At 54.6% G+C, this 12,702-nt stretch carries 11 protein-coding genes and 2 pseudogenes; 2 read left to right on the top strand and 11 right to left on the bottom strand.

What is annotated here, in order from left to right:
- Window positions 1-207: 207 nt before the first annotated feature.
- From JKP78_RS01655 to JKP78_RS01615, 9 genes are all read right to left on the bottom strand, one after another.
- Window positions 208-726 carry a hypothetical protein gene (locus JKP78_RS01655; RefSeq protein ID WP_200625929.1) on the bottom strand — a complete coding sequence of 173 codons (519 nt, stop codon included), beginning with the start codon at window positions 724-726 and terminating at the stop codon, window positions 208-210.
- An 849-nt stretch (window positions 727-1,575) separates the two neighbouring features.
- Window positions 1,576-3,261 (bottom strand): hypothetical protein, encoded by a 1,686-nt coding sequence (locus tag JKP78_RS01650; protein WP_060507003.1) that lies wholly within the window; start codon window positions 3,259-3,261, stop codon window positions 1,576-1,578.
- The gene (locus JKP78_RS01645) at window positions 3,258-4,154 is read right to left on the bottom strand and encodes a hypothetical protein (RefSeq protein ID WP_200625928.1); all 897 of its coding nucleotides are present in this window, start codon (window positions 4,152-4,154) and stop codon (window positions 3,258-3,260) included. The genes JKP78_RS01650 and JKP78_RS01645 overlap by 4 nt, the downstream gene beginning before the upstream one ends.
- A 148-nt stretch (window positions 4,155-4,302) precedes the next feature.
- A complete protein-coding gene (locus JKP78_RS01640) occupies window positions 4,303-4,752 on the bottom strand; it encodes a hypothetical protein (RefSeq protein ID WP_200625927.1) in 450 nt (149 codons plus the stop codon).
- 195 nt (window positions 4,753-4,947) lie between these two features.
- Window positions 4,948-5,715, bottom strand: coding sequence for a hypothetical protein (locus JKP78_RS01635; RefSeq protein WP_200626163.1), 768 nt, complete (start codon window positions 5,713-5,715; stop codon window positions 4,948-4,950).
- A gap of 110 nt (window positions 5,716-5,825) precedes the next feature.
- On the bottom strand, window positions 5,826-6,017 hold the full coding sequence (locus tag JKP78_RS01630) for an MbcA/ParS/Xre antitoxin family protein (RefSeq protein WP_200625926.1): 192 nt from the start codon (window positions 6,015-6,017) through the stop codon (window positions 5,826-5,828).
- Window positions 6,018-6,624: 607 nt separating this feature from the next.
- Window positions 6,625-7,737: a hypothetical protein gene (locus JKP78_RS01625; RefSeq protein WP_200625925.1), complete on the bottom strand. Its 1,113-nt coding sequence runs from the start codon at window positions 7,735-7,737 to the stop codon at window positions 6,625-6,627.
- 351 nt (window positions 7,738-8,088) lie between these two features.
- Window positions 8,089-9,057, bottom strand: a complete 969-nt coding sequence (locus JKP78_RS01620; RefSeq protein WP_200625924.1) for a hypothetical protein — start codon at window positions 9,055-9,057, stop codon at window positions 8,089-8,091.
- The gene (locus JKP78_RS01615; RefSeq protein ID WP_200625923.1) at window positions 9,048-9,752 is read right to left on the bottom strand and encodes a hypothetical protein; all 705 of its coding nucleotides are present in this window, start codon (window positions 9,750-9,752) and stop codon (window positions 9,048-9,050) included. Before JKP78_RS01615 ends, JKP78_RS01620 begins: the two co-directional genes overlap by 10 nt.
- Before the next feature lie 105 nt (window positions 9,753-9,857).
- On the opposite strand from JKP78_RS01615, the pseudogene JKP78_RS01610 reads away from it, so the two are divergent.
- A pseudogene (locus JKP78_RS01610) lies at window positions 9,858-10,169 on the top strand (IS66 family transposase); the annotation flags it as partial.
- Window positions 10,145-10,278: pseudogene (locus JKP78_RS25340) on the top strand (IS3 family transposase); the annotation flags it as partial. The pseudogenes JKP78_RS01610 and JKP78_RS25340, both read left to right, overlap by 25 nt.
- A 171-nt stretch (window positions 10,279-10,449) precedes the next feature.
- Here JKP78_RS25340 and JKP78_RS01605 read toward each other — a convergent pair.
- Window positions 10,450-10,635: a hypothetical protein gene (locus JKP78_RS01605; RefSeq protein ID WP_200625922.1), complete on the bottom strand. Its 186-nt coding sequence runs from the start codon at window positions 10,633-10,635 to the stop codon at window positions 10,450-10,452.
- 89 nt (window positions 10,636-10,724) lie between these two features.
- Entirely contained in the window at window positions 10,725-12,416 is a 1,692-nt protein-coding gene (locus JKP78_RS01600) for a DUF4041 domain-containing protein (RefSeq protein WP_200625921.1), read from the bottom strand.
- Between the last annotated feature and the right edge of the window lie 286 nt (window positions 12,417-12,702).

The raw sequence follows: 12,702 nt of genomic DNA, 5'->3' as shown, positions 1-12,702 counted from the left end.
CAGGCAGTTTAAAGAAGCGGATAGACCAAGTGCCCCTGCGACTTCCGTGCTGTCATGCAGTCCATATGCCGCAACGGTGCGTCGGCGATAGTACTGCAGTGAAAGCTGAAGTACAATCCGCTTTGGTGTTGTGCTGGCAAAACGAAATTCTTCACATTCTATAGTGGTTTTTTTCATTGATGGCTCTCTAAGTCGTTGAGAAAGAAATCAAAGCCCAAGTTCGAACTCGAGCGATGTTGCCGTCAGCGCCTCATCCGTAAGTCCGCGGGAAGTGATCAAAGCCAGCAATTCAAAAGTAAAACTCGACCAACTTACGTCTTGAGTAAAGTCGGGGATAGGCAAGGTGCCCTCGCGCTGGGCCAGCAACGTCTTGTGCAAAATTTCGCCTAAAATCCTAAAGGGGATGCACTTTTCTCCACCGTTCATCGTATCACGCTGACCCACCATGCTACGACCGGCCCATTCTAACCAACGTATGTCAGTGCGTATGGCCATGGAACTAAAAAGCTCGAAAAGCTTGACATTTTCAAGTTGGTCATCAGCCAATCGCCAAATACGGTCGATCTGCTCAAGCGAAACCCCTCTCTGATAAGCAGCATTGAACACGGCACTGCTAACGTTCGCAGTATCCAAAAGCGATATAAAGGTCGGTCGTAGTGCTACGGTTTCACATTCATCTATGACTAAACCTTTAACCTGTAATGAAGAAGCGATAGTTTTCAACATCAAAGAACTCCTCTTCTCGGCTTGACAGAATGACGCCCATTAACTTTATTCGGCTGGTGCATCGATTTTGCCACCCTCCAACGCTCGAGGGCTGTAGTGAATGGCACCCCCGAAGTGGTCGGATCGTTTGCATGCTCGTAACAATCTACCTTGCCGGAGAACCACTCTAGAAACTCTTTCCGCGTCATCATTTTCATAATCCATCTCCTGTGTTTTTTTCGAGCGTAGTCATCCTCATTAATTTTGCTCGCAGCAAGCGACGAACGGTCGGCTCGCTTTACATATATATTGTTAAAAGCCTTAGATTGCTTGCTCGTATTATTTTAAATGCTGGGCTAGAGAGCTAGAGAGCTAGGATGCGTGCGAATAATTAATATATCTTCTGCGGATGCGCCGAAATAAATTGATCAAGCATCGCATTTCCTGGTGGTGCATCGGCAGTAGATAAGGCATAGGGCTGCGAGTACTGCTGTTGTGTCGAGCTACACGACGGCTACAGCGCCTCGGGTCGGGGGCTGCAGCCCTACTGGAGTCGAGCTTTCTGGCGAGAATCACGCAGGGAGACCATCAAGTCCTCGGCAAATTATCAGCCTCGCTCTCGGTGACCAGCCCGACCCCATTCGAACAGCTCCTGGAAAACGGTTGCGGGCCGAGATTTTCACAACGCTGGCACGTCCGTGGAAGAGGTGCTTCCAAGGTGCTTCTAAGGTTAACCAAATAGTAGGAGTTGGCCCTGCGCACCCCCTCATCTTAGAAGCGCGCAGAGGCAACATTTGTACTCCTTTGACGTCCCCGCCCTCTCGCAAGCCGCTGGATCCCCCTTCCACTCGCAAGGGTTTACGGCTCGGTTCAGGCAGTAGCCTGGCTGGCAGTACATTTCTGCAGGTACCAGGTTGGCAATGGATGACGATGGATTCTGGCGGAGATAGCGATCAGCACATCCCACGGCGTGTTGTGCCACTCGAACTCATTGGGCGCCGCGCTGTGTGGCGGCAGGTGCAATGACGCACTGACCTCCTCCTCCGGCGTATTGCGAAACTCTGAAATGGCCCGGGAAACGCCAACCGTATTTAGTGCCGTTCTTGAGCCTGTGAGTGTTTGCAATCCAATGCTTGGGTACCAGCGCTCCATGGTCACCCCCTTCAGTTGGGGAACAATTCGGGTCGACAGCTTGTGAAGGCTTTTCTGGTCGTCCAGCATTGCTGCAACGGTACCCAGAAGCGGTATCCAAGTCGTGGTTTTGAAGAAGCGACCGTGATGTCCTTCCTTACCATTGTGAAGCGCCATAGCGTCTTCCAGGTCATCAGTGTCGACCGGCATAAAGTGCCTCTCTCGGAGCGCCGCACTGAAGCGGTCGACGCATTCGCCCAAGACCGCTCTGATGTTTGCTGTATCGCCTTTAGCGAACAGAGCAGCCATTGCCAGTGACATGTCGATCGCCTGACCATCGTAGACCGGCATCCGACAGCCTTGATGTACGCTTATGAAGCTGATCAGTTGCGCATGAAGCAGGGCGCGCTCCGACTCGCCGGCATTAATCGCCTGGGCCAAGAGTGAGGCCGTACCCAAGCGCCCGAGCTCCTCGCACGCCAAATCCATGTACAGCACGTGATCTGGGCGGTACCGAAGAACCCTGCGAAGGTTGAGAAGCGAGGGGAATATGCGATCGTAATACCGATTCAGCGCGCTCAGGTGAAGCCTCGCAAGGGTCTCAAAGCGCTTGAGGAACTGTTTGTCCTGCTGGACGTCGAGCGTTATCGCCTCGCTCCACAGCCGTAGCAGAAGATATTCGCCGGCGAGCACACCAGGCTTCTGATTATTTTCAGTCTGGCCCCACACCAGAAGCACAGCCCAGCCCATGGCCGCAGCGGCAGCGCGTTTCAGAAACCGTTTTTTTCGTGTGTTCGCTGAGCCCTCAGCGGCCCCCTCAGGCGCTGCTACACAGTCCTCAACAAACCTGATGAAGCGACTGAAGGACGCTTGCGTGTCTTCCAGACCAGCCAGGGCGGCTCTGAGATCGGATTTGCCCCTGTCTAGAAGCAAGGCATCATCAAACAGATGCTGCTCAATGAGCGGACTGAGTCGATTGATGCCCCAAAAATCCAGCGAGCACAGCGGGTTGATCTCGGCGACTTCTTTGGTGAGCGCGGCGTAGTCTGACTGTGCGTCTTGCTTAAGCTCACCATTGGACACAATGACGATCGTTTTCTTGCACCGTCGCAGTTTCGCCGGCAATCGATTCTGGATGTATTCCGAGGCAGCCTGGCGCACGCTGGGCTGGATCGCCTGTTGACCGCTGTAGAAGTCACTGCGGCTTACGTTGCCAAATTTGATCACGTACAGGAATGCTTCCACAGCTCCGTCAGCGTCGGTAAGGGTAGACAGAACATCGACCCCGCCCTGATTGACGCCAACCTGAGGGCTGCTTTCGACCCAGTGCCCCATGGCCATCAGTAGATCGGGCAGAAGCGCGTCCAGCTCTTCTCGCTCGCGAAGTCCAGAGAGGTAATGAGAGAGCACGAGCTGGATACTCATTCGTCAGATCCGTTCCAGAGAGCGTTCATCATCAGCGCGTAGCGCAGTGGGTCGGCGACCCATGTCTGCGGCAACTCGAAACTCATTTCGTGCGTGAACATTGGAATGGTCATGTCGCCAGCTTCGTCATTCCCTACGTACTCCATGGCGATCCTGGTTGCGTATTTGAAGTGTTTTGCTGTGACCGTGCCGAACAATGCATGCTCATGCGCCTGGTCTGTCACCGATCGGCTCTCGTCGCGGCGTAAATATCGGAAACTGCGCTCCATCGCAGGTGGCATCTCAAGCTCGGTCAGATAACGAAGGTTATCCAGGGTGGCATCTGCAGCGACAAGCCGCTGCAAGGCTTCCTGCGCCACCCGTGACTGCGCGAACGGTGATTTTTCCGACTTAAGAAGGCGCATGCATGTGCCCGGATACTCAGAAGTCAGGAGCCCCACAACCATTCTGGTAATGCTGGTGAGCCGCGAACTGGCGGGTAGTTCTTCATTAAGGCTGAGAATCCAACCGAGGGATACAGGTACCGGCACACTCATTACGCACATGCGGCTGGCCGCCTTCAGGGCAGATTGCTCCGCCTCCTCAGGCAACAGAAACCTGAGCAATTCTGAGTGCTGCAGGTAGCGCACGCTCACATGATGAAGCAACTGCCTGCTGATGCCCTTATGCCCCAGCTCTCCGACCCACTTACAAACAGCCAACGGAAATAGCCGGGTTTCGGCGATACGATGGAAGCAGTCGTCGGCCTCTTCATTGAGGCTGTCCAGGTCAATCCCGCTCTCCTCTGCCTCGCTCCAAAGAGCAAAGAACTGGTCGAGCAATTCCTTGCCGTTAGTCTGAAGGTCTTCGGTGTACAGGCGCAGATAAAGGTCGTGAAAACGCATCATATCCATCAGCCTTCATCTCCTGCGATATGGGCTCATAGTCCCTATAGGGCCCGGGGATTGATCGATGCGCTCATCCCGGGCGGCTCCCGGTTTGCTTACCCAAGCCTCCAATGGTGGCCAACCGCCTCATTTAACGACACAGGTTCAAGGTTCACTAGTGTAATGTAGTTCCGGTGGCTTTCTGGCTTTCCCGGCGGGCCGCCGAGACAGAGCTTGAATTTACCGCAACGTCCCACCCCGGTAGGCAGAAATCCAGACTAGGCCAATAGTTCTGGAAGGACTGGTAATCCAACGAGAGCGCCGCCTTCCTGGCATCCTCGTCCACAGCGTTCCATGCAGCGATCATCCGGTCTTCCCAGTTCTGAGCTGCGAGTAACAGCTCTATGACTTCGTCCTCCCAACCTTCCCTGCTAAAAATTTCTCGGGCAACCACTACGGCTGAATGTTCGAGCCCCGCATCGAGCTGAGTGACTGAATCAATCATGTGATAAAGAAGACCTAAGGCCTGAAATTTGGAGAGCTTTTCAGTGTCGCGTTTCTCTATGGTATGCCGAACATTCAGCCTGTCACCGATAACTTCGATGAGGATTTTAAACTCGGGCATTTGGGCGCTCCTTTTTATTATTATTTTATTTCAGGATACTGTGGAGCATGCGCCTGTACAACCGCATGACGATTGACATTGACCCATTACAGGTTAGAAATACTTACCGGGCTCGGACAACACAATCGCGCCACGTTGTGTCTCCGAGTGCGCTAGAGGCTATCTTCTCGGCAACACGAATAAACCGCGCAGATCTCAAACCTGCCGAGATTGGCTAGCACCCTTTTCCAAGGCATCAGCCAGCTCATTAAGGGCTTGGCGCAAACGGATATCTTCCTGGGCGTCTCCAGAATGAGGCTGGAAGCTACGCGCATGCTTGAGAAGCGCCTCGAGATTTTTGCTACTGACTGCCAGCTCAAACGGCACGGGGAAGTCTAGTGCCAGCACACCAATACGATCAAAGAAAACAGGGACTACCCGAGTCCCAGTGTACCCTGCAATTTTTGGTGAACCTAACAGGTACCCATAGCAACAATCGCTTCTAACGGCCACTACCATCAGCAATTTATTGGATTCGCGGCTTTTCTCATCAACCCAATTCTCAAAGAAGCGGGGGCACCCGGTGGAATCAGAAATGAGCCCTTCTAGCTCCTGCAGTGACCTGGGCCACACATTGTCAGTCCATTCCATATCCTCAGATATAGGCACCAGCAAGCAATGCCCTCCCCTCAAATCCGCGATTGTCTTGCTCTGGGAAAATGTCACAGGGAGAGGATCGGCCACGCCCGGAGATACGAAAAACAGCGTACAACGCATTTGCTTGCCGCCAGTGAAACTGACCGCTACTCGAATTTGCGTAACCCCATCAACTTGGGGAAGCTCAGCATGGGTGCAGCCAGTATCTAAGGTTTCTTCAACTCCCCGATGGCGCAAGCAAAATCGGGCCCAGTCATGGCTTCTAGCCCTGTCTTGCTCGTGAGAAAGCGTAACAAGGGCAGGCTCAATAGTTGGATCATTAGGCAAGTCGGCTGGCCTCATCTGCTTATTTTTCAATCCGTGGAAGTGTTACCTCGTGGTGGATCATCGCGTGGCTCTGAGCCCCTAGGATCCACCAAGCCAAAGCATCGTTTCCATCAGCAGCCATATCCGTGATCAATCCGGTCGAGCAAAGCCTTCACCTTCAGATATTCAGCCTCATTGCGTACATACTTCAGAGCTGTTAAACCACCGAATTCGACCCGTGGGTGAGTCAACCAAACGTCGGCTTTGGCTTTGCTACCGAACACCCGCTCGGCCTGACGTTGAATCAGCTCCTCAAATTTCATTGCTGCTCCGATTACGAGTTCCCCTCGCCTACGCAATGAACCGGCTTATCAGCTGTTAAAGCAAAGCCATTCCCATCAGTTCCATTCATTTGACTATACGATACCGAGTGGAATCACGCAAACGTGGCCTAGAGTGGATCATACGGTTGACCGCGAATACTCACTCAGCGAGGCTGATCGCTGCAAAGTCGCGCTCGCCAGCAAACGCAGGTATTGCTGACTGATCTTGAGAAAAGCATAACCGCCTCGCACCTTAGGCGCACCGATGTACCTAGGCCTGGAGTGTCCGGGCGCACCCGCCGGCTTCCGCATCACCCGCATGGTCTTCTAGGGACGAGTATTTGTCGACGCGGTGCGAACTGGCATCGCTGAGTAGGTTGCGGCCAGCATGAAGTGATCCATTGCGGCGGACAGCCCCTTCGGGGATAAGAGACATTTAGATACCACATCGTAAGCTGAAAAATGCACGAGGTGGCGCAGGCGTTAGGCACCACGACATGGCACCTTTCATGAGAAGCCCAACCAGGCGTCATGAACTGGTCGTCGAGTACCTCCGCCGCATGATGAGTACATTTGTACTCTTTGTTTCTAAGCACAGCCGCTGTGCTCACATTTCCAGAGATGTTGTATCTGATTGCAGGACAGGATCGATTGAATCTACCTGCGCCCTCGCCCACTCTGCCCACGCATCAGCCTGGCGCCGCTCCTCTTCAGTAAAAGCACCGGCGCCGACGGCCACCGCGTTGATGAAACGGCGTAGGCGCTCCGCTCGCTCCCATCTCTCCATGTTCTCAAGCAAGCGTTTTTGCAGGGCTCGTTGACGCTCTTCCACCATGTGCACTTCACGACGAACACTGTCCTCCTCCAAGAACTCCCGCTGCTGCGCCTCATCGCTCAACCTTACAGCCCTAATCCAGCTGATTAGCTTGATGTGGCCCTCAACGAACAGGTGGAGCTTGCCCTCGAGCTGGCAGGTTTTGCTATCCGACCAGGTTCTCTGGCATCCATAGTCGGGATGCTCCCGGATAGAAAGCGTCAATTCACCGGTTGAGGCATACACAATCTGATCACGCCAACCCAGTGGAAGCATGAGCTCCCAGGATCCACGGCGCTTGGAATCTAATAGCGAGGAAGGAAGCGTTTTGGTGATCCTTTCTCGTAAGGTCACATAGAAGGTCTCTTCTTCAAGCGTAACAGCAGTGCGGTACTCATCCACCGTCCACGCACAGTGGCACTGCTCCGTGTGCTTGATCAGGGTGTCCAACAGGAGTGCTGAGCGGTCGACCATCTCACGAGATATGCGCGTGTTCAGAACATGTGTTTGCCTAAGTTCAAGGGGGCCTTCCACAACCCTGGCTTGTTTGACTGCCTGCAGCCATTTCTGAACGAGTGGATGGGGGTTGCTCAGCTTGCTTGGGATCAGAAGCTTCGAGGGCTTGGGTGATGGCCTTTCCGCACTGGGTGGTTGCGGCTGAAACAGCGAACGATCTAACACCCGAAACGTTATTGAACCGTTCGAGGTGGGTGGCGCCGGTTTGCCAGGCCTTTTCACTTCTGCTTTTACCCAGTGGCCGGGTTTCGGGAGTTGGATTCCCGCTTTCCTGCAGGCCTTGCTGAAGGCCACGTCCGAAACACCTATTTCTCGCGCCAAATGCACAACTGGTTTTTTCCAAACTCTCTCAAATAGCTCTTGAACGGTGAGCGTGACGTCTTTGTACATTGCGCCTCCTCCGCCGCGATCTCATTGCTCTGCGACGAGTCATGACTGATCACCACTGGAGCCTCTCTTGCCAATGTATCGGCTCACCTAAGGTGCCGGCCTTGTGCAATTGGTAGTCGATCACGGTCTGGTAGAGATGATCAGCCTCAAGGCGGAGGGATTCGATTTCTGCTGCGGGCTATGCCTGTGCAACTGCCTCACTTTGGGCTCGGATAGAAAACCAAGGGCGATTCAGTAAGACGTGGTAGCTGATCCACGCCACTAGCTTGGTGGCAAACAGATGGTGTTCTAACGAACACCATCGCATTCGACTCGACGGTGCTGCAAACCTTGCTCTAAGGTTGATACGACTCAGGCCGCCAGGAACATGATCTCTCTCGAGGTGGATGCCTTCTGCAGTAAGCCTGGGTGCTGGGTTTCCAGGGTAATGACCTCGGCCTGGTAGGCCAGCGCGGGCATCATCTGCTTCCCGTGCTGCAAGAAGTCTGTCACATCGGCGAATTGCTTTTGGGAGATCGCGGACGCGGCGGCGCGGTCGCTGGTCAAACCCTCAATGCGGTTAGTATTCAACGTCCGGATATCCGCCTCTAGCTGGGCTAGCGACTCATGAGCGTATTTCACCGCGCCTGATTTAGCCTGAACGTGTGACAACGCAAGGCCAAGGTTAACTAGGCGATCTTGCAGCAACTTGATGTCACTCAGGCGCTGAACGGTGCTTGCAGGTATAGCGGCGTGCCGCTCAAGAATGAGCTTCGTGAATTGATACTCCTTGTGGAAAGCAGGGATGAGCGCTTTGAGCTGCTGGACGTCTCCCTCTTCACAGAACTGCCGGGCGGAAAGCAGCAACGATCGAAACTGCGCTTCATCCGCTAGCTGGCCACGCTCGTGAGCCTCGCTGACCAATTTCCATGTCTCAGCAATAGTCTGAGATTGAGCCTGGATCTGTGAGCTGATCTTGTTCAGCTTTTGACATACGATCACAAACCCTGCTGTGGTCACCGCGAGGTTCAGGCCGGTCATAACCAGATTGGCTGTCTGCAAGCCTTGCAGCACGCTCATGCTCTGCTGCAGGTGATCCATCCCGGTTTGAAGCGAACCCAACCCATTCGAGAGGGTGTCCTGGAGCTGTTGGAGTTGCGCTTGGGTTTGTTGGCTATCTCCTGGGAAGAGAAGGTGCCCAACGATCTGCCCGCCTCTCTCAGTCCCTTTGGCATGGCGAACCACACCGCCAAATAACTCATACTCCCCGCTTTTGAGCTTGGCTAGGATATCCGGAAGGTTTGGAAGGGAGCGCAGCAGTTCTTCATTTATCACAGACATGTGCGTAGTTTCTCCGAATAGGTTGCGAAATCTGCTTCATATCGGGCCCTACGAATTTTGGCCACCTGAAGCACCGCGGGAGTGGTGATGCGAAATGCCGGTGACGTGGCTTGGTAGATCGCAGCGCCAGCAGCGCCAATCGCCAATGGAGGGGCTGCCAGCGAAAGCAGGCGACCACCCACGGCCCCAGCCACGCCCGCAGCTCCACCTGTGGCCGCAATGCCGCCAATAGCGCCCGCGGCGGAAATCAAGCCTTTCACGATCTGAGCGATGTACGCCGAAAGCTTTGCGATATCCTGGTAGTCCACCGCCGCCACGTCCCCGATGTATTTCTTGACTGCCAGGCTGATGATCATTTCTTCAATGGCATAGATGTCGTCAGATGAACCGGGTTTTCCATCCAGCTTTTTCGCCACATCCGTCGCGAGTTCAATGTATGCGACTCCACTCGATCTGAAGAACGTGGCGATGCTGTTGCTGCCAAACGAACGGATTTCGGCCTCAAGCACATCAGGAATCGATTGCAGCTTACCCTGCGCCTTGCGATTGAGAATGGTGGCCTTGACCTTGCTGTCAAGAGCTACCCTGCCCTTGCCGTTATCGGTAATGAGGTCAGCCAATACGTCCAAATCAGCGCTTGATGCATTCGACAACAGGTCTTCGAGTGACCGGTTTCGTGGAACAACCAGATCCATGTTTCCCCCGTAGATTTGCTAGTGCCGGGCCCGTCTGCGGTAATTGCTTTAGGCCATCATGAGAAATCCAGATTGTAGCGAGTCGTTCTTACGGTGTCTCTTCGCGCACATCAAATCGACTACAGCCTCAAACGCTGGGTAGCGCTAACGCGCTACCTGGACAATGGAGCTGTGCCCATCGATAACAACCAAGTCGAGAACTAGATACGGCCATGAGCACTCGGGCGCTAAAACTGGCTGTTTGCCGGGTCGCTGCGCAGTGGAAAACGGGCGGCTGCGATCATACGTTTGATCCAGTCGGCGCGCATGAATGGGCATGATTCGTATGCCTATCTCAAAGATGTGCTGACACGGCTGCCGACACAGCGAGCCAGTGAGATCGGGCAACACTCCTACGCGCCGGACTCAAGCGTGTGACGGGAATGAGAGGCATCTTAACGAAGGCCGCCGCGTACTTTGCCTGGGAGTGCAGCTGAAGTACGCCTTCATCAAGAAGCACTCGACGGATTACCCAGTGCGTCGCCTTCAGGATGGTGGAGGCCGCTAGCGAGCGGTAGGTTTATCTAGCGGCCCGCTTTTCTAGGGCACTCCCAAGAGAGAGGGGTGATCGCCGCCACATGATGGATTAACTATCTCTGTAGGCTGAAAGCAACGAGCGGGCAGGCCGACTTGGCGAACAGTTGGGGAACCAGGAAGTTCAATCGAGCGAGCGCATCTCGGTGAACGCGCGAGCAATGCAGTATGGGATCACTGCGCAGGCAAGCCCAACCGCTGCCGAGGCAGCCTCCTGTGGAGCCCCATTAGCGGTGTAGATTCCTACGAAAGCGAACAGCCCGCCGAAGAGCGACATGATGATGGTTACGACCCAGAAAAACTTAGCCACTTACAACTCCTGTGTGTTGATGCCAGGCATCATCAATTTGCTGCCTGGCTCGGATGCGTTGAAACATTTCCCAGTTTCGCGACGACGATTTAGGCCGAAGCCAAGGCCTCTTCTTCTGACTGCTCGATAGCCTCCTCTACCTCAAGCTGATGACGTGTCCACTCCGCTGCGATGGCAGGGTTTTCGATTATCTGCTGCTCGATGCGCTGGGTCTCTTTGAACTCAAGCGCCTTAGCGCTCATCGTCCATTGAGTTTCGACGCCCAATTTCTCGAGCTCCGCGCGTATCGCCGGCAGGCCGATGCGGAAGAACTCCTTACGCGGGTTGACCTTGTTCACCTGCTCTCGCAGGAAGTGACGGTGGAGCTGTTTTTCAAGGCCAGGTGCGTCATCACTGAAGATCATGGCGTGAACGTCAAACTCGAAGGGAACGCTCGCATCGCCGAGTTCACGCACACGATCCAACGGTTCAAGACGACGGGTCATGCCGATTTTGAACACCTGCTCACCGAACGAGCCGATGTTGGAAATGACGTACACGTGGCCAGCGCGAGTCTGTTGAGCCATGGAAAGCGCGCGTTGGTTCTTGTCTTCTGCGGCCTGCAGTTGTTCCTGAAGCAGCGCCAGCCGCGTCTCGAATTCGGCTCGCTCGGCGGCGCTAGCCGCAGCCACTTGCTCTTGAGCTTTCTCCAGGGCTTTGCGCAAGGCGGCCTCTTCTTTGGCGGCCTCCTTTATCGCTCGCTCATACTCCCGGCGCGCCTTTTCCTCTTCGCGGATTTGCTCGCGCAGTTGACGTTGCTCTTCACGATCCTGGTCTTTGAGCAGCTTCGCCGTCACCGCCCAACGCAGCTCCTCCAAACGTGCAGCCAGATATTCTTCGTTGACTCGAGCATTGCGGAATGGAGCGCCGTTGAGGTTGACCAGGGCAGCAGCATCGCGAATCTCTTGCTCGAGCTTGCCGTGATTGTCGGACTTGGAGCGAGAAAGGATGGAATCGACCTTGCCATTGAACGCATCCACCACGAACCGCACAGCAGTGTCGCGACGGTTCGCCTCTACGTAATCACATGCCGCGGCTCTTCCCGTCTTGACCATCACGCGTGTGAAGTCTCGGGCCGCTTTGAGCTTCTGGCCGGCCTCGGTGAAACCAAACTCCTCTGCCAGGTCGTCCAGAAGGTTGTAGGTCGGAACGATGTAAGCATCGCCATACCCATCCACAACGTTCTTCATGGCCTGGGCGGCATCAGCATAGTGCTTGGCTTTGCCCATAGCAGCCAGGGCATCTCCAGCCACCTGCTCGGCGCGCACCTGGGCATCGGCAACTATCTTCGCGGCATCTGCTACGGCCTGCTGCAGACGGCTTTCGGCCAGATCCACTTTCGCCTGGGCCTGCTGCAATAGCCGCTCACGTTCCGATTTGGTTTTGCCCAGGATTTGAGCTGCTTGTACTTCAGCGTCAGCTATAGCCTGCTTCAGACGTCTTTCAGCCAGATCCACTTTCGACTTGGCTAGCAGGAGAAGCTGGTCACGCTCCGCTTTGGTCTCATCAAGGATCCTTGCTGCTTCCGCTTCGGCATCAAGAATGTCCTTGAAACGATCTAGCTCAGTCAGCGCTCGATCCAGACTCAGCTTCAACGCAGCAGATTCTTCCTCGGTAAGCTTGAGATCGTTTTGCCTGGCCGTCAGCTCCATTCTCAGCTGGCTGATCTTCCCCTTTGCCCTGATGCTTTGAACCAGGAACGCGCAGGCTGTTATGCCTACAATTAGTGCCAGAAGCTCCATTAGCAGCTATCCATGTCTGTGACCAAGCGTGGATCGTACATTGATGACATGGCTATCCGCCATCATTCTGAGCTCATGAACCCGCCGGTACGCTAATTAAGCCGGAGCAGTTGGCGAGCTGAGCTGAGATGTAGATTAAAAACCTCCCTATTGCCGACAGCCCTGTGCCCATCGACCGAGCTACTGTCCCGAGGATGGGACTGACCGCGATGACCTAGCTAATCGGCTCGGGTACCCTGGCAACTGCCTGATGAAGCTCACAGTCACTTCCCTGATGCAGAAATGA

The sequence above is a fragment of the Pseudomonas sp. LAM2023 genome, from assembly GCF_016620375.1.
GTDB lineage: Bacteria > Pseudomonadota > Gammaproteobacteria > Pseudomonadales > Pseudomonadaceae > Aquipseudomonas > Aquipseudomonas anuradhapurensis.
This window is presented reverse-complemented; position numbering and strand designations above follow the sequence as displayed.